This is a genomic window from Natronotalea proteinilytica (assembly GCF_055379935.1).
In genome coordinates this window covers 3420791-3438774 of record NZ_AP043947.1, presented here as the reverse complement: position 1 = coordinate 3438774, position 17984 = coordinate 3420791, and the positions used below count along the sequence as shown (strand labels likewise).

At 56.2% G+C, this 17984-nt stretch carries 15 protein-coding genes and 1 tRNA gene; 6 read left to right on the top strand and 10 right to left on the bottom strand.

Annotation, left to right across the window (positions count from 1 at the left end; all coding sequences use genetic code 11):
- Positions 1-162 precede the first annotated feature (162 nt).
- The 4 genes from ACZ5AL_RS13660 to ACZ5AL_RS13645 all read right to left on the bottom strand — a co-directional run bounded on the left by ACZ5AL_RS13660 (position 163) and on the right by ACZ5AL_RS13645 (position 6043).
- The gene (locus ACZ5AL_RS13660) at positions 163-1824 is read right to left on the bottom strand and encodes a restriction endonuclease subunit S (RefSeq protein ID WP_464511078.1); all 1662 of its coding nucleotides are present in this window, start codon (positions 1822-1824) and stop codon (positions 163-165) included.
- Between the two features lie 92 nt (positions 1825-1916).
- Complete coding sequence (locus ACZ5AL_RS13655) at positions 1917-3359, bottom strand: type I restriction-modification system subunit M (protein ID WP_464511077.1); 1443 nt, start codon at positions 3357-3359, stop codon at positions 1917-1919.
- Positions 3360-3417: 58 nt separating this feature from the next.
- Positions 3418-5793, bottom strand: a complete 2376-nt coding sequence (gene hsdR / locus ACZ5AL_RS13650; protein WP_464511076.1) for an EcoAI/FtnUII family type I restriction enzme subunit R — start codon at positions 5791-5793, stop codon at positions 3418-3420.
- A 175-nt stretch (positions 5794-5968) separates the two neighbouring features.
- Positions 5969-6043 (bottom strand) — tRNA-Val (locus ACZ5AL_RS13645).
- Positions 6044-6243: 200 nt separating this feature from the next.
- Between ACZ5AL_RS13645 and rpmH the strand changes: the two genes are divergently transcribed.
- The 5 genes from rpmH (at position 6244) to ACZ5AL_RS13620 (ending at position 11425) form a co-directional block, all read left to right on the top strand.
- Positions 6244-6408: a 50S ribosomal protein L34 gene (gene rpmH, locus ACZ5AL_RS13640; RefSeq protein ID WP_464511075.1), complete on the top strand. Its 165-nt coding sequence runs from the start codon at positions 6244-6246 to the stop codon at positions 6406-6408.
- A 31-nt stretch (positions 6409-6439) separates the two neighbouring features.
- Complete coding sequence (locus ACZ5AL_RS13635) at positions 6440-6892, top strand: ribonuclease P protein component (protein ID WP_464511074.1); 453 nt, start codon at positions 6440-6442, stop codon at positions 6890-6892.
- Positions 6893-7020: 128 nt separating this feature from the next.
- A complete protein-coding gene (gene yidC, locus ACZ5AL_RS13630; protein ID WP_464511073.1) occupies positions 7021-8973 on the top strand; it encodes a membrane protein insertase YidC in 1953 nt (650 codons plus the stop codon).
- 30 nt (positions 8974-9003) lie between these two features.
- A complete protein-coding gene (gene mnmE, locus ACZ5AL_RS13625; protein ID WP_464511072.1) occupies positions 9004-10392 on the top strand; it encodes a tRNA uridine-5-carboxymethylaminomethyl(34) synthesis GTPase MnmE in 1389 nt (462 codons plus the stop codon).
- Between the two features lie 598 nt (positions 10393-10990).
- Entirely contained in the window at positions 10991-11425 is a 435-nt protein-coding gene (locus tag ACZ5AL_RS13620) for a fasciclin domain-containing protein (RefSeq protein WP_464511071.1), read from the top strand.
- A 113-nt stretch (positions 11426-11538) separates the two neighbouring features.
- On the opposite strand, the gene ACZ5AL_RS13615 is transcribed toward ACZ5AL_RS13620, so the two are convergent.
- The 6 genes from ACZ5AL_RS13615 to ACZ5AL_RS13590 all read right to left on the bottom strand — a co-directional run bounded on the left by ACZ5AL_RS13615 (position 11539) and on the right by ACZ5AL_RS13590 (position 16839).
- Positions 11539-12348 carry a class I SAM-dependent methyltransferase gene (locus ACZ5AL_RS13615; protein WP_464511070.1) on the bottom strand — a complete coding sequence of 270 codons (810 nt, stop codon included), beginning with the start codon at positions 12346-12348 and terminating at the stop codon, positions 11539-11541.
- Between the two features lie 142 nt (positions 12349-12490).
- Entirely contained in the window at positions 12491-12979 is a 489-nt protein-coding gene (locus ACZ5AL_RS13610; protein WP_464511068.1) for a nuclear transport factor 2 family protein, read from the bottom strand.
- A 64-nt stretch (positions 12980-13043) separates the two neighbouring features.
- The gene (locus ACZ5AL_RS13605; RefSeq protein ID WP_464511067.1) at positions 13044-13562 is read right to left on the bottom strand and encodes a cupin domain-containing protein; all 519 of its coding nucleotides are present in this window, start codon (positions 13560-13562) and stop codon (positions 13044-13046) included.
- A gap of 64 nt (positions 13563-13626) precedes the next feature.
- Positions 13627-14673 (bottom strand): MBL fold metallo-hydrolase, encoded by a 1047-nt coding sequence (locus tag ACZ5AL_RS13600; RefSeq protein WP_464511066.1) that lies wholly within the window; start codon positions 14671-14673, stop codon positions 13627-13629.
- 69 nt (positions 14674-14742) lie between these two features.
- Positions 14743-16275 (bottom strand): tetratricopeptide repeat protein, encoded by a 1533-nt coding sequence (locus ACZ5AL_RS13595; RefSeq protein ID WP_464511064.1) that lies wholly within the window; start codon positions 16273-16275, stop codon positions 14743-14745.
- Positions 16276-16440: 165 nt separating this feature from the next.
- A complete protein-coding gene (locus ACZ5AL_RS13590) occupies positions 16441-16839 on the bottom strand; it encodes a cupin domain-containing protein (RefSeq protein ID WP_464511063.1) in 399 nt (132 codons plus the stop codon).
- Positions 16840-17401: 562 nt separating this feature from the next.
- On the opposite strand from ACZ5AL_RS13590, the gene ACZ5AL_RS13585 reads away from it, so the two are divergent.
- Positions 17402-17983: a sigma-70 family RNA polymerase sigma factor gene (locus ACZ5AL_RS13585; RefSeq protein ID WP_464511062.1), complete on the top strand. Its 582-nt coding sequence runs from the start codon at positions 17402-17404 to the stop codon at positions 17981-17983.
- Position 17984: the final 1 nt, after the last annotated feature.

Sequence of the window (17984 nt, the reverse complement as noted above, 5' to 3'; positions counted from 1 at the left end):
ACGCGTGAGGCACTCCAACCCACTACGAGTTGTCTCGCAGCGAACCGGTCGATGGTTTATCTCATCGACAAAGTACAATATCGTACCGACCCCGACCCACCCCGACCGCGAGGTGTTTCGCATTTTCTTGATACTGAGAATGGATAGCGGCTATGCCTGCTGTTACGCGGCTGCTGGTACTTCACGTATTACTGCAGCTTCCCTGAGTGCTGCTTTTACCCACTGTTCACCAGTGGTTTGAGACTCTTCCAGCTGTGCAGTCAACTGATTACACATGTTCATCAATCGGTCGAGAGATTCGGCAATGCGTTGCTGTTCTTCCACAGGGGGAAGAGGAACCACGTGCTTCTCCATACCACCTTTTGTCATGTGCGGGAGCATGATTCCATGAGCCCCTTCTTCTATGTCGCCTGATATTGCTTTTAGCAAATAGTACGCGAACCTTTTATTTAGAGCTTCTGTCAGTTCTATTCGCCAGATGTGATAATGGAAAATGGCTCGTGGTCCCTCCCAGATATATGGCCCAAAGGTACCTGACCATGCATAAAGCAGGTCACCTTCCTTGCAGTACTTTTTATCGTCCAGCTCAAGGTCGGAATAATACCAAGAGCCTCCTCCTCCAAGATTTTGAATCCGTATCACGGGTGTACCTGTCTCAAGCAATTCCTCTTTCTTGTATGCACGCCCATTTACTGGTGCCAGTACATTACCCAGACGTGCCCACATCCATCCAGAAGGCACATCAAAAACCTTTTCCTCCTCTTGTACTACTGGACGCTTTGAGGGCCTTGTAATCTTACCGTCGTTGTATAAGCGTTGAATCTCCATTTTTGAGCGTTCAACCCTATCTTCTGCCGGTTCATCATCTGGATCTTGCTCCGTCAGGCGGCCCTGCACGGCAAGTTGGAGGATGGTTTGCCGCAGTTCATCCACGGCGTCGGGCGTGGCGGTGAGGGTGTCGAAGTGCGTGGCGACGCGGTTCCAGGCGGTGCGGAGGGCGTCGGTGTCGGGCGCGGTGCGCAGGGTGTGCGTGGCTGAGACGGTGGCGGCGGACTGTGTCTCGCGCATCTGCGCCTGGGTGGCCTCCAACACGTCGCATTCGTCCATCAGCCGATCGACCGTTTCGACGATGCGTTTTTGTTCTTCGAGTGGGGGGAGAGCGAGCGGAAGGTTAAGCAGATCTTTATTTTTAAGGCCAGGCACGGTGGTGCCGTCACTGACCTCTTGAAAGTGTTCAAATTGTGAGGTCAGAACTCTGTATAGAAACAGCCCCTCGACGAGGATTGGACGAACTGCCTTCAACTGGCGACTTATTGCCACACGATTCTTGTGCAAAACATTGGTGCTTCCAACCCCAGATCCTTTGACCGTAACTAAAATGTCGCCAGCGTCTGCAAAAGTTCGTGGAGCGTCCGTCCACTTTGAAAAAACAGGATTGACGGTTCCGAAGTCAGACGGACCGGTTAGGTAAGGGTGCTCTCCCTCACTGTCACTATAATCTGATGATTTGATATGCCGACCAGAGATCAGATCTATTACTGCTCCAAGTCTCACTCCGACCCAGTTTTCTGGGATGTGAAACCTGAAATCTTCTACCCCGATATTTGGAAACGTCTTCGGCTTCCGGATCTCTCCCGCATCGTACAGGCGCTGCTTTTCCGTCTGAATCCGCTCAAGAAGCACCTCCGCCGGTTCGTCGTCGGGATCTTGCTCCGTCAGGTGGCCCTGAACAGCAAGTTGGAGGATGAACTGGCGGAGTTGGGGAATGGCGTTGGTCGTATCGAGCAGGAGATCGAAGCGATCGAGGAGATCGGAGAGCGTCACGGGCACAGCGGGCGTCTGGAGCGAAGGGGGCGAATCCAGACCTGGCAGGTCTCGGAGACTTGTCAGGTCTATGTGAGGAAGAGCGAACGACGTTAGAGGCTTCGAGCAAGCGCATGGCCGAGTTCGGCTTTCAGCTCTGCACGAAGCTCATCTGCTTCCTCGCGCAGCTTCTCGTAGCGCCGCAAGAGGACATCAGGGTCTTCCAGTTTGTCTTCACTATCGTTCGGGTTGTCGATATCCAGGTTGTAATCGCGCTCGATGATCTCTTCACGCGAGACCTCCCAGGCCTGTGCGGTTTCCTCGCGGCTTGTCCACCACTCCATTTCCGTCTCAAACTCCGAGAAGCGGATCGGTTTGGTCTTCGTGTACTGTTTGTATCCTTCTGGAAGCGGGTGCTCGTAGTACCAGAGAGTGTCGGTCGGCCCGTCCGCATCGAAGAACAGCAGGTTCGTGTTGATATCGGTGTACGGCGCGAACACGCCTTTTGGGAGCCGCACGATCGTGTGCAGGTTGAAGTCGTCGAGCAGCGTCTCCTTCAGGCGTGTCTTGACGCTCTCGCCAAAGAGAAACCCATCAGGCAGCACAATAGCTGCGCGTCCGCCTTCGTTCTTGAGGCGACGGAAGACCAGGGCCAGGAAAAGATCCGCCGTCTCGCTGGTTCGGTACTGCTTCGGGAAGTTCACCTTAATGCCATCTTCCTCGGTGCCTCCAAACGGCGGGTTGGTCAAAATGACGTCTACTCGGTCGCTTTTGCTGTAGCTACGCAGCGGTGTAGCCAGCGAGTTGGCGCGCCGGATAGCGGGCGCTTCAATACCGTGCAAGATCAGGTTCGTAAGCGCCAGGCTGTGCGGAAGCGGCTTCTTCTCGATGCCGCGAATGGTTTCCTGGAGCTGGTCGAGTTCGTGGACGTTCGTTACGCCTTTGCGCTCCAGATGCTGAATCGCATCCGACAGGAACCCGCCGGTACCGCATGCCGGGTCGAGCACCGTCTCGCCCAGTTCGGGATCTACCATCTCTGTCATGAAGCGCGTTACCGCCCGAGGCGTGTAGTACTCGGCTGCATTGCCCGCGCTCTGTAGATCCTGAAGGATATTCTCGTACACGTCGTTGAAGACGTGCCGCTCCTCCTGCGAGATAAAGTTGATCTCGTCCAGCTTGTTGATAACCTGCCGGAGCAGTGTGCCCGACTTCATGTAGTTGTACGTGTCCTCAAACACACTGCGAACGATGAGCGCGCGGCGGTCATCGCCGGTCTCAAGCTCCTGGAGGCTGGGGAACAGGTCATCTTCTATAAAAGTGATGAGCTCATCTCCGGTTATCCCTTCATCGTCGGCGGCCCAGTTGCGCCATTGCAGGCGCTCTGGAATGGGCGAGGCGTACTCCGGCTTCATAAACTCCAGTTCCTGATCGCTTGCGTCGAAGAGCTTCAGGAAGATCATCCACCCAAGCTGTGCGATGCGCTGCGCATCGCCGTCGACACCGACGTCTTTGCGCATGATGTCTTGAATGGATTTGATGATGGAGCGGGTAGCCATGAAGGGGGAGTGCAGTAGTGGAAAAACGTAGAACGAGTGTTGTAGAATGCAGGCTTAGTTAAGCAGTCTCGTACAGGCGCGCCTCCAGTTCACGGACAGCCGTTTGGTAGTCATCTGTACTTCCGAAACGTCGTGCGATATCGAGCGGTCCGCCGAGTTCGGAGAGAGGTTTCACGGTGAGCACATCGCGGCGTTCGATGTTTTCCAGACCGTCATCGGCATACTTATCGAGCAGTGCATCGAGCACTTCACGGGCGTCTTCGCCGTAGCGGTCGAAATAGGTATCCTGGCGCACCTTGCGTGCGCGTTCGCTCCGCGTGAGCGGCTCCTTATCGAACGCCACATGGCAAACCAGATCGAACGGATCGTACTCGGTGCCTACTTCCTTCTGAAGTTCAGAGAGAAAGATGCCCTGCTCTTTCATCTCCTTCAGGATAGCGGTCTTACGTTCGGCGTTAGACCACCGCTTCAGGAAATCATCGAGTGAGTCGTACTCTTCGCGAATGCGTTTCCGGGTATAGTCTTTCAGGCTTTCTGTGACAAGACGCCCATCTTTGTCGTAGTACTTGATCTGCTCGTGGACAACGTGCACAGGCACGTCATCTACGTAGTACTTACGCGGGTTGCCCGGCTCTGCAGGCTCATCATCAGGCAAACCATCGCCCATACCCCCGAATTCGTCTTCATCAGTTGGGAGCGGATCGCTTCCGTCAGGATCTGGAGGGACGGGCGAATCGTCGGCGTCTGTCTCATAGACCTGTTCCGGACGCCCGTCGAAGTCAGGATCTGCAAACTTGCGTGAGACGCCCCGGAAGTCCATAATGGTGAAGCTACGCTTCCCATAGTCTTCCTGGATACGCGTACCCCGCCCAATGATCTGCTTGAAGTCCGTCATCGACCGGATGTTAACGTCCAGCACGATGAGCTTGCACGTCTGCGCATCGACGCCCGTCGTGAGCATGCGGGAAGTGGTAGCAATGACCGGGTAGCGCTCCTCCGGGTCGATGAAGTTGTCGAGCTCACGTTTCCCCTCGTCGCTATCCCCAGTAATGCGCATCACGTAGCGCCAGTCCTTGTCCACGCGAGCGGGATTCTCATTCACGAGGGCCCGGCGCATACGCTCTGCGTGCTCCACATCTTCGCAGAAAACAATGGTTTTAGCGTACGGATCGGTCTCTTCCAGATACTCCGTTATCTTGCGTGCGACAATCTTTGTTCGGTCGGAGATGACCAGGTTGCGGTCGAAGTCGCGTTGCGTGTACTCACGGTCCTCAATCTCTCGCCCGAAGCGGTCTCGTTTCCCCTTCGTAGGGCGATAGCCATCGACATCTTTGTCCAGGTTTATCCGAACAACGCGGTACGGCGCCAGGAAACCATCGTTGATGCCCTGCTTCAGGGTGTACGTGTAAATGGGTTCCCCGAAGTAGTGCTGATTGGAGACGTCTGTGGTTTCCTTTGGCGTTGCGGTAAGCCCCAGATGCGTGGCGGCATCGAAATGCTCCAGGATTTTGCGCCACTCTGAGTCATCGCGTGCACTTCCACGGTGGCACTCATCAATTACGACCAGGTCGAAGAAGTCTGGCGAGTACTCCGTGTAGACGTCAGATGTGTTTTTATCGCCTGTCAGCGCCTGGTAGAGAGCCAGGTACACCTCATGCGACTTGGGAGCCTCGTGGTTCGTGATCTTTGTCATCACCTGTCCGAAGGGTCGAAAGTCGTTGACCATGGCCTGATCGGCCAGGATATTTCGGTCGGCCAGGAAAAGAATACGCTCCGCTTCGCCCGCTTTCCACAAGCGCCAGATGATCTGGAAGGCGGTAAACGTCTTGCCCGTACCGGTGGCCATCGTCAGCAGCATGCGGTTTTGCCCCTTGACATAGGCCTCCACAGCGCGGTTAATGGCTACCTGCTGGTAGTAGCGAGGCGTTTTCCCCTCAATCTCAGTGTAGTAGTCTTGGAGGAAAACTTCTTCTTGCTTATCATCGAACCCTTTGGCCTCACGGTACCGCTTCCAGAGCGAGTCAGGGCTTGGAAATGCGTCCATTGGGAGAAAACGCTCGCGTTCCCCTTCTGTCTTTGTGCGATCGTGCTCGATGAATCCATCGCCGTTTGAGCAATAGACAAACGGGATATCCATTTGGGTCGCATGCTCCAGAGCAGCCGCATAGTCAACACCCTGCTGCATGCCCGTGCCCAGTGGCTTTTTATTGCGTTTGGCCTCTATTACCGCAAGCGGGATGTTGGGCTTGTACTCCAGCACGTAATCCGCGGTTTTCTGCGGACCGCGCGTGTATGCGTTTCCATGCTCGATGATACGTCCGGCAGTAAACGTATACTCCTCACGGATACGCTTGGGCGGCCATCCAGCGTTTTGCAGAGCTGGGGTGATATATCGAGTGCGCGTTTCTTGTTCAGTAATATCGTTATTTGCCATAGGCCTCAACAGCCCGATAAGGAGAGAAGACGAAAGCGGTTACCCATACCGCCAAGTTACCAAAACCCTCACAGAAAAGATATAGTGTGTGGGTGAAGAGGCGAGATTGTTGTACCTACGTTGTACCACTAAACTAACAAACCCCTGCATAACAGAGGCTTGTGAAAATATATAGTGGGTCCTCCTGGATTCGAACCAGGGACCTCCTGCTTGTAAGGCAGGCGCTCTAAACCAACTGAGCTAAGGACCCATATGTCTCATTTGTGCATCGATAGTATGCACTGCGATTCTGTAAAATGTCAAGTGGAATCGATAGGTTCCAAGTGTTTCCATACCAATTCTATCTCAAATTGGCGGCGTCTTCGCACGGGTGGTGGAAAACAACTATGCATAGCCCTCGTTAGGACATGTCGCTTATCATTGTAGCGATCATCAAACAGCCTTCGACCTATGCCAAAGCGCACTTACCAACCGAGTCGTAAGAAGCGGAAGAACAAGCACGGCTTCCGCAAGCGAATGAAAACCAAAGACGGACGCAAGATCCTGAAGCGGCGTCGCAAAAAAGGACGCAAAAACCTGACGGTGAGCGATAAGTCGTCTGGAAAACCAGTGTAGCGTATACGCACCGGGTTCGTGCCGCTGTCCTATGAGGGTTTCTTCGAATCGCTACACGTTTCCGCGCACGCACCGGTTGAAACGACAGCGGCTCATCCGGTCGCTTTTTGACCGCTCGCGGCCCGATGTGCATACCACTGCACACGGGTGTGTTCGGGCGTTGTATCGGTGGTCTTCTCAGAAAGAGACCGGCCACGATGTGCCCGTGCAGGTCGGGTTCGCTCCTGGACGGGGCCACCCTACCAATGTACAACGCACACAAGTACGGCGGCACTTGCGCGAAACCTACCGTCAACATCAGCACACGCTGCGCGACGCTCTACCGCCCGACGCGCCTCCCTTGATTGTCATGCTCGTATTTCGGGGGGCCTCCGATCAGGCTGCCCGCTGCATTCCGCGTCATCTCCCTCGTGTGTTAGAGAACATAGCGCATCTCTTGCCGCCCCATACTGCCCCCACTGATGCTGCCCGACCATCCCTGTAGAAGGCACTACGTCTAACCCGAACTCGAATCACCGGGGCCGTTCGCCTTCACCCTCTGTGCAAAACCTGTAACAGGAGGGACCGGTATGGTTGTTCTGACTGTTTTACTTTCAAACTGCCTCGGCTGCCTTGTCTACGCTGCGTAATCAACCCACTGCCGAAGACCAGCGCAATATCCTGATTGCCACGGTCCTTTTTGGCGTTATCATGTTTGGCTGGCTGGCCTTCTTTGGGCCGGAGCCCCCCCAAGAGCCCGTTGAAGACGAAACCGTTACCCAGGCCGAGGGCGAGGAGGGCGACACAACCGATGCCGAACGCCTGCCGCCTGGTGAAGAACCTGATGATGACCCGGATGTGGCCGACCCGGATGTGGCAGAGACAGACGATGATGAGCCCGCGTTGGACGATCCGGAGCCAATCGAAGCGCCAGCCGATCCGGCAACCCAACTCGCTGAAGAAGGCGAAGAGCGGATCATCGTTGTTGAGTCGGACCAGTACACGGCGAAGTTTTCTACCCGAGGAGGGACCATTGAGCGCTTCACGCTCAATGAGTTCGTGAAGTTTGACCGCGAGACCCCCGTCGAATTGGTTGATACGACGGGCGCTGGTGTGCCTAGCATCAGCTTCACGACGCCTTCTAGCCGGCTGGCCGATACCCGCGCGCTCTACTTCGAAACCGACGCCCCCGATACACTTCGCGTCGATCGTAACGAAAGCCCTTCAATCACCTTTACCGCAACGCTGGGCGAAGACGGGGATGCTTCCCTCAGCCTAACATACACGTTTACCCCCGACCCGTACGACCTTGACCTGCAAATCACGCAGCAGAACCCGCGTCAGTTTGCTACCGCCGATGGCTATGATTTGGTATGGGATCGAGGGGTGCCGTTTACCGAAGATGATCCAGAAGGCGAACGCGTGGACTCGGGCGTGTATGCGTACTCGGGGGGCACGCTCGAAAGCCTCTTACTGGATGACGATGAGTACGCGGAAACGCGTCTGTCGGGATCGGTAAGCTGGATTGCGCACCGGAGCAAGTATTTTACTGCGGTGCTCATGCCCGACGATGAGGGCAGCGTTGAGGGCGCTGAGCTGGTTCGCGAAGAAGGCGCGGCCTCCAATGAATTGGGTGGACAGGGCACATCGGCCCGTATGTTCTTCCCGGGTACCTCTTCGGATGTGCATACCGACTCGTTCTCGCTCTACATGGGGCCGGTAGACTATTACAACCTTACGGCCTACGGGCGCGACCTCTACAGCATGGTCAACTATGGATGGGCCATCTTCGAATGGATGACCCGTCCGCTGGCTACCTTTATCTTTATCCCGGCCCTTACCTATCTGGGCGGTGTGCTGCCCAACTATGGGTTGGTCATCATCCTGCTGGCTATCCTAATCAAAGTAGCGGTGTATCCGCTCACGAAGTCCTCGTACCGCTCCATGGCGAAGATGCGTGATCTGAAGCCAGAGATGGATAAGATCAAGGAGAAGTACGAGGACGATATGGAGAAGCAGCAGCAGGAGATGATGAAGCTGTACCGCGAGTCGGGGGTGAACCCGATTGGTGGGTGTTTACCTATGTTCTTGCAGTACCCTATCATCATTGCGCTGTATCTGTACATCCCGCAGTCGGTGCAGCTGCGACAAGAAAGCTTCCTGTGGGCTGCTGACCTGTCGGCTCCTGACCCCATCATGCATTTGCCATTCACGATCCCGTTCTATGGCGATTATGTGGCCGGTTTCACGCTGCTGATGGGGCTCTCGATGATCGTAACCATGCGCATCCAAATGAGCAGTACGGGCTCGGGCGCGCAGGCGAAGGTGTTCATGTATGTGCTGCCGTTCTTTATCTTCTTCATATTCAACCGATTTGCGTCAGCGCTAAGTCTGTACTATCTGTTCTACAACGTAACGACCGCCGCGCAGCAGAAGTACATCTACTGGCAGTTGGATAAGGAGAAGGAGCAGGAGCCGAATACGCGCTTCGAAGCCAACAAAAACGGCGATGACAAAGACGGGTGGTTTGCGCGGCTCCTTAAGAAGGCTGAGGAGGCACAAAAGGAGGCGAAGAAGCGCAAGTAACTTGGCTTGTCTACAGATGCGCTGCCGCTTATGGCTTCTGATTCGGACACCATCGCCGCCATTGCCACGGCCCGCGGACGGGCCGCACTGGCTATCATCCGTGTGTCGGGCCCCGAGGCGCGGGCGCTCGTGAATAAGCGATTTGGGGGCGCCGACCTTGAAGAGGTGCCCTCGCACACCGCCCACGTCGGGTACATAGAGGATGTGGACGGTGCGGCGCTCGATCAGGTGGTTGCCACCGTCTTTCAGGGGCCGCGTTCAGCCACCGGTGAAGATGTTGTCGAGGTGTCGTGCCACGGCGGCGACCTGGCGCCCCAACTGGTGCTGGATGCCCTTCTGGATGCCGGCGCCCGCATGGCCGAGCCGGGAGAGTTCACTCAGCGTGCATTTCTCAATGGAAAGCTCGACCTGGCCCAAGCCGAAGCCGTCGCGGACCTTATCCATGCCACTTCCGAGCAGGCGCACCGCGTATCCATGCAACATCTGCGCGGGCGGTACTCCGATCGGCTATCCAACTTGCGCGAGGAGTTGCTCGATCTGTGTGCGCTCATGGAGCTGGAAATTGACTTCTCCGAAGAAGACGTCGAGTTTGCCGATCGCGAGCGGCTCACCACTCTGCTCGACACCGCACACCGCCTCGTCTCCACGCTGCTCGATTCCTATCGCACTGGCGAACTCTTGCGCGATGGCGTGCGCGTCGTGATTGGCGGACGCCCCAACGCAGGCAAATCGACGCTGCTTAATGCGCTCGTGGGCCGCGACCGCGCCATTGTGAGCGCTACCCCCGGCACCACCCGCGATGAAATCGAAGCCGAGGCCGAAATCGACGGACTCCTCTTTCGCTTTGTGGATACCGCCGGCCTGCGCGATGCGTCCGACCAGATCGAGGCCGAAGGCGTGCGCCGTGCCGAAGCCTCCATCCGCGAAGCCGATGTGCTGCTCTACGTCTACGACCAGCAGCGCGGACTCGACGATGCCGAGCGCGCGTTCCTTCAGGAGCTCTCGGATGCGGAGCCGGCTGTGCCTACGTTAATTGTCGCCAACAAATCGGACACAGTCGACGCTGAACGCACGCCTGATCTCGATGTGGGGCGCTCCCTTTCCTTCTCGGCCCTTCGTGCGTTCGACGACGCAGGGGAGCTCGACCGCCTCACCACGGCGCTTCTCAATCAGGTGGATGCCGACTTGCGTGATACCGAGGCCTCCGCCGTCGTCATGAACAAGCGCCACCGCCAGCATCTGCAAGAAGCGAAAACCGCGCTGGAGCGTGCGCAAACCGCCTACGACCAAGGCGTATCGAGCGATCTGCTCACGCTCGACCTGCGTGAGGCCCTGCATGCGCTTGGCGCTATCACGGGCGAGGTAACCAACGAAGATGTGCTCGGGCAGATCTTCTCGCAGTTCTGTATTGGAAAGTGAGCAAAGGACCCGTCAACTGTGTCGGTAGATGGCGCGGGCAGGTAGAAAACGGTTAATCGATCGTGGCAAAGCGTTACATGGGAGCCTACCCAAAGGCGTTTGTCCCCCGTTTTTCTCATGGGGCATGCTGAATGCAGTGACGCCTCAGCGGACTACATTACAGGCATACGGGAACGCCACAACGCGCGGAGCTCCGTTAGGCATGAGCGGCCGGCGCCGAGATCGGTCCGCCTATCGGCGTCAGGATGACCTGCGGAGCCGTCCGCAAGACCGGCAACTATCACGTACAATGTAACCACTACCGGTCTATAGTGAACCATGCCATCTCATATCGAGGTGTATACCTGGAGCAGTCCAAGACCCACCATTGGTGGCAAGGGGAGGACGTGTGATAGTAGTACGTCTCTTACACGTGGAAAGGCTACACTACATGCCATAGCATCACGAACGTCTGAAGGGCATGTACAAATCCGTCCCGATCGTTCCAGATGTTTTAGATCAATCAAGCTAGGGTTGGCGGCGGCCGTACGACTTGCCTCGCAACCTTGCCTCTTGAAGCGATCTATCCACTGTATGATCATTCCAACCGTATGTCACCATGGCTGTAGCCAAGAAAAGAGCTGCCACGATCGTTGATCTGGCCGCTTCCGATAAAAACTTCACAACCCTCGTTGACGCCCTCAAACAGGCTGATCTTGTAGATACGCTAAAAGGGCGTGGACCGTTTACCGTTTTTGCGCCCAACGATGCTGCATTCAAAGAGCTATCGCGCGAAACATGGGGAATGCTCATGAAACCGGCGAACAAGAATAAGCTTCAGAATATCTTGAAGCATCATGTTGTAAAGGGGCGCAAGTCAGCGAAAGATGTATTGGCGGCCTCTTCTATGAAGATGTTAGACGGGAGTACACTGAAAATCGACAAGAAAGACGGAGCGCCGCGAATTGGCGGAGCGATGATCCAGCAAACGGATCTAGAAGCGGAAAATGGCGTCATTCATGTCATTGATCGTGTGCTTACGGTCGACGCGTAGGTGCCCAGTACCTTGTTTTTGTTGCAACGCCGGACGGAGTGGTTTGCTCTATCCGGCGTTTTTATGATGGATGGTCTGTAGCGAATGATGAGTTCACTTCTGCTCTTTTACGTTTATACTTCGTTCTCGTCGATTATAATGAAGTGCGCACGTACCGGGAACGATACCTGCCCATCTGATCCGATAAATGCATCGAGTGCGCTCTCGGCTTGCTGAATAACATGCTCGATCTGTTCGTCGTCTAGCTCAATCCCTGCAAATGGGAACCAGCCCTTCACATCAGCCAGCACCATGGTTCGGACATCAGGAAAATGAGCAGCGGCTTCGTGGGTCGTGATCTTTGCTGATGAAAGTTCAGCATCATCGCAGATCGACTGTAGTTCGTTTTTGTTACCCATTGAAAATGGGTGTTGAAGCGCTTGGGCAACTTCGGCGCCAACAATCTGCTCGAAAACACGGGTCAGCACGTTATAGCCCGGAACGTAGTCGAGTGAATCAAAAACGGAAACGATGCATCGGCCCCCTGGTGCGAGCACGCGGCTCATCTCCCGAAGTGCTTTGGTGGGATCCTCGAAAAACATCATTCCGAACTGACAAAAAACGACATCAAATGCGTTGGTTGAACAAGGCACCTCTTCGGCAACTCCCTCTTTCCACACGATACCGGGTGCCTTCTCTTCAGCAACAGCGAGCATGCCCGGGTTGGGATCTAGACCACAAACAGTCCAGTCGATAGCTGTGCGATCGGCTGCGGCGCGTGCTACGGCTCCCGTGCCACAGGCTACATCCAGCACGCGATCACTGGGCTGTACCTCAGCAAGGCTTATTTTTTTGTGCACCCACGGTTCGAACAAGGTTGGCACCATGAGTTCTTCGTAGGTAGCTGCCGTGCGCTCAAGGTCATCGGGGGTCAGTTCAGTCATCGTGTGTCGATCAGTCAATGTTTTGGTATCGAATGGAGGTTGTCGCGTATTGTCACTACGATCTGCCGAAGGTAGCATCCAGAGAGCCAGTGTGGCTTAGGCGTTGGGGGCGTTGACCACGATGGGATATTGGCGAAAGCGACTACCACTCGAGCTCGCCGGGTACGCCCTCGACGAAGGGCTGCTCTACCCAGCCCTTCTCGTACGGGGTGGCATAGGTGAACTCGAACGTGTATTTCGAGATTTTCCACTCGCCCTCGACCCGGCGAAAGCCGAGCTCGTAGGTTCCCTGGAGCCAGATGGCTTTACCGTCACCGGTGATCGAGGGGATCTCGGCATACCACTTTCCGGTGGCCTCGTCACCATTTACCTGAATGACAGGATTGTGGCGCATGTGCTGGGTGAAGAGCAACTCCTCGTCGAAGACCTTCTTAGCGGCCTCTTTGAAGGCCTGCTTGCCTTCGGTTCGTCCTAGCGGTCCGGCGTCATAGATGACGTCCTCGGTGCAAAAGCGCTCGATGGCGTCGAGCGGCTTGCCGTCGTCGCCAAGATAGTCCCATCGGTATACCAGCTCTTTAATCGTGTCTTTGTCCAGCAGTACTTGAAGGTCGGTTGATGTTGCTTCTTCCATGGTAGCTCCTCGTCTCGGTGAATATTATTGCGTCGGGTGGTCTGCGCAGCGAATTGGCGCCCACTCACGGGCCCATTTCAGGAAAGGTCAGCCCAAACCGCTCGCAAATCTTGGGGATGCTGTCGAAGTCCATGTCAATCCCATACTTTTCGTTGATCTCAGCAAGTCGATCGAGATCGCTTCCGGCCTCGGCCACCTCCTGGAAATAGCGTTCAAATCCTGCCGGCGAAACGATCTCGATCACATGGCAGGAATCGTCTCCGGTATTCCAGAAGGTGTGCCACTGCCCGCGCGGCTTGACGAGCCAGGTGCCCGCCTCGGCCGTCACGACCTCGTCTCCCACCATGGTGTGTAGCGTGCCGTCGAGCACGTAGGTATACTCGTCCTCGTTGTTGTGGCGGTGTAGTGGGGCAGCCAGCACGCCGGGTGGTATCTCGGGAAGCTGCGCAACGGCAAAACGCTCCTCCGTGGAGGCGCCTTGGATTTTAAAGCGCCCGCCGACCTCTCCGAAGAGAAACGGTTCTCCACCGTCGGGTGGAATGATGGAAGGGGATGTGGATGTGTCGCTTTTTGGTGTAATCATTTGGGCTCAGCCTCAGGAGTAATCATTCTTGCGATTCGTGGATTGAACGGAAGGTACTTGCATATCAGAACACCCATCCGGCAGGCTGCCATCGGTACGCATCGCCGTACTCGAAAGCGTATCCGAGGCCCGGAAAGGGGAAGTGGAATCCCAGGATGAACATCTCGTCCGTCGTGGCGCGGTCGAGCAGGCGTTTGCGGCTGCGGGCGGCTTCCGCAGGGTCGAGGTCTCCGAAGAAATGCCATCCCGGATATTCGAAGGACGTATGGGGAAATACGATCGCGTCTCCGGTGAGGAGGAGCTGCTCGCCTCCGCTATCGACGGCGAAGCAGACGTGCCCGGGCGTGTGTCCGGGAGAGGGGATGCTCCAGATTCCGTCGGTTACTTCTTCCTCCCCCTGCACGATGCGGATGCGGTCGTTCACGCTCCGAAGGACCCCGCGGGCCAGCGCTGCAAAGGATTCAGCGATCTCAGACACGAAGGGTGGTTCCTGTGCAGATACGACATCGTCGCCGGTCCAGAACGCGTGCTCTGCCTCCGAGATGACCACCTCTGCTTCAGGAAAGACCGGAGCTCCGTCAACCGGGTTCACGAGCCCGCCCATGTGGTCCGGGTGCGCATGCGTCAGTAGCATGTGGTCGATGCTCTCGGGAGCAATGCCCGCAGCTTCGAGGGAATGGCCCAGCCGGCCTGCTGTTGGCGGCAACTCCTCCCCCGTGCCCATGCCGCAGTCGACCAGCGTTCGTTGATTGCCCGAATCGATCACGACGGGACTTGCCTGCAGGGGGATATTGTCGGTGGGAAGCCGGCGCGAGCGAAAGTGCTCCTCGCGTGTCTCTGGGGCTGCATTGTAGGCCTGGATTTCGACCGGGTCGTCGATTGTAACGAAATCGGGAGAGTAATCGAAATATCCGTCGCTAAGCACGGTGATCTCCATCTCTCCAAAACTGAAGCGGTAGAATCCGGGCGATCGGTCTACACTGACGGCCGGCGGAGACGTCCGAGTGTGTGACCATTGTTCGGAAGACACGACCGGTGTAAGCGCGGCGCCGGCAAGGGCTGCGCCGTTCAGGCGGAGAAACTGGCGACGGTCAAGAGTCGGACGTTTCATCGTGAGCGCTTGGTTTATTTTGTTAGCTTGTGAGCTCTCGGAATGGCATTTGAGGGGTGAAGCAGTGATTTACCGTGCCGCCGTCACCTGTTCAATGCCTTCGAGCGCGTTCTTGCGGTTGGGCGTGCGCTCCAGCGATTTTTCGAAGGCCTCCTGCGCCTCTGCGAGGCGCCCTTCATTCAGCAGTAGCTCGCCGTAGAGCTCGCGGACGGGCAGGACTTCGCCGGGCGTAATCGGGTGTTTGTCCATGGCGTCCTCAAGATCCGCCGCGTCACGCATTTGCGCGAGCGCTTCCTCGGTACTACCCTCCTCATACAGAATCCAGGCCCCCACTGCTTTTTGCAGCGCCTCGGTCATGTGGGCCCAGTACGCGTCTCCAGCGTCTCGCATGGAAGCGACGAGTTCTTCGATAGCGTCTCGTTCAGCGGCAGCCTGTTCCAGATCGCCCGTTCGCGCGGCGCCGAGGCCGCGAGCATAATGTATGATGGCTGTAGCACCCGCGTAATCATCCCACTTGACGGTGGAGGGGTAGCCTGTGCGAAGGTCGGCTGCTTCCTCCCAGAGGCCCTGCTCCAGGAAGTACCGCGCCTGGCCTGCTGCGGCACCATACGCGCTGGCAAAGTGCGGCTGTGTGTCTTCGATGGTGCGGATGCGGTTGAGTGTATCGTCTGCCTTCTCATACTCGCCCAGCTGCAGGTACGCATACATCATGTAATCGAGCGCGTGAGGATAATGCAGCGACACCAGCCCGTTAAACGGATGTTCGAGTGCGGCCTCTGCCGATCGCTCGTTCCATTCAGCCGTTTCCTCCCATAGGCCCATCCGCACGAAGATGTGGCTGGGCATGTGCAGTGCGTGGGGCGTATCCGGTGCGAGCTGATCGTATCCTCGCGCGTACTCCTCGGCCAGATGCGCGAGTTCGGCGCTGTCATAGGCGTGGATCAGGTAATGGAAAAGCCCAGGGTGCTCGGGATGATTTTCGTAATACTCCTCAAGCAGTGCCCCCGCCCGTCGCTCGCGCGTGAAGTCGCGCTCCTCATCGGGCGAGAACTGCGTCATCGCATACGAGATATCGGCCAATGCGTAGAAGGCAGCGGCATCCACATCGTCCGGGTAGGCTTCGTGCAGGTTGCGCTGCGCTTTCTTCCAGGCGTCGATGCGTTTTTGATGATCGGTGGGACGATCGGCAGCCGGCGGATCCGGATCGGTGAAGAACGCCTCCACAGCAGCGAGGTACATCGCCTCGCGCTCTGTATCAGCGTCCAGATTTAGTGCGGCATCCACGGATGCTTTTCCGCGCTGCAGATCACCATCACTCGTGGGCGCCCAGAGCGGTTGGAAGCTCGTCATAGCGATCCCCCAGTGTCCCATCGCGCATTCGGAGTCTGCCGCGATTACATCTTCAAAAGTTGATCGTGCCCGTGCGTACATCATATGATGCAGGTGCGCAAGGCCTTCGTTGAAGCGTTCCTGCGCCTGGTCATTGCACGTAATTACAAACTGGACGTCCCCTAACTCTTCGTGGTCGTCGTGCTGGGCACACGCAAGCTGGATAGAGAGAAAAAGGGCGAGTAAAAGCGTGAAGAATGTTTGGTATGTCATGGGTATATGAGGGTTTTTGCGCACTATTGGAGGGGACCTCAGAAGTACTTGGTCGCTACGCTCCTAGCGCTGTGACTTCATGGAGTCCGCAGAAGATATTTAGTACGTGCCTCGTAGCGTTGCTACAGAGCTCGTTTTGGGCGAAGCCCAGGCAATTCGCCTGCTTCACTCCTCAGTGGGCATTGCGTCAACGGGCTTCTCAAAAGCGATAAATAGGACGCACTCCGCCCCAGAGGCACAGTACGTTTCGTGGGGCAGCTCAGCCGGGCCGTAGGCGTAGGTGCCGGGCTCGAGCACGACCGGATCGTGCCCTTCGTAGTCGACGTGCATTTCGCCGGAGACGAGCACCATCCGCTCGGCCGAGGTGTGCCAATGATCGGGCACGGTCGTATCCGGCGCCATCCGGAAGAACACGTCGGCATTAGGCGCCTCAGGATTTCCCTGCAAGACGGCAATTCCGCAGCCTTCGGGCATGAACTCGGGACAGGGTCCCCACTCCAGATCAGGATCGTCCGCGGTCCAGGTCACGGGTTCATCCTGTGCGTGAACGTCCGAAATAGGCATGAAGAGGAGGCCCAATAGGAGCAAAAGACCTCCTAACATTGCTATCTGGGTGCATATGTAGCGAATCATGATAAATATAGATTTAGTTATAAAGAAGAACTTCAAAGGATAACTGCCTGAAATAAGAACAAATAAACATGTTAAAAATCACTAGCGATCCTTGATGCCTCGGGTCTTTTCGCAGCAGGCCCTGAAGACCCTTTCCGTGTAGGGTATTGCCAAAAAACGGCCCGTAGACACTCACGATAAAAGCTGAATTACAGAAATGTAACACTTTATGGAGGCGCTGCCTTCGGCTTCTCCCCCAAACGGGTCATAGTTATCGCATTCCTCCGGAATATCACGTTTGCTCACATAGACCGGGTGCCTTGGGATGGATCGATGACCCGACTATGGAACCGTTTCACGTACGCTACTTGCATTCTCTACTTTGCATGGAAGACCGATTCGCAAAAGTGCATCTGCTGTTTGTATACTTCACGTGAACGGTATCATGCATCGGCTTTTCTATTATTACCTGCTTCTGGTTTCTACCTCTTTATAACAATGAACCGCTGCATCCATGAGTACAGGAGACATCACCGCCTTGCTGCGTGCGCATACCTCTGGCGATTCGGAGGCCATTGATGCACTGTTTCCGCTCGTATACGACGAATTAAAGCGCATGGCACAGCAACGGCTACGGGGCGAGCGGAATGACCACACGTTCCAAACAACGGCGCTGGTACATGAAGCCTACCTGGAGTTGGTTAATGTAGACGAGGTGTCGTGGGAAAACCGTCAGCATTTCTTTGCGATGGCCTCACGAATTATGCGTAACGTACTCGTCGATTATGCAGTCAAGCGCAAGGCGCAAAAGCGCGGTGGGGACGATGATCCGCTGCCGTTACAGCATGGGGATGCCGAGGTTACGATTGATTTAGACAGCGTTCTTTCTGTACATCAGGCCCTTGAGCGGCTCGAAGAGGTCGACAAGCGGCAGGTTCGGGTTGTCGAATGCCGGTTCTTTGGGGGACTTACCATTCAGGAGACCGCCGATGCGCTGGATATTTCTCCAGCCACCGTAGGGCGCGACTGGAAAGTGGCTCGGGCCTGGCTGAATCGTGAACTATCAAATGGCACGCACACCAAGCGTGGGGGATAGC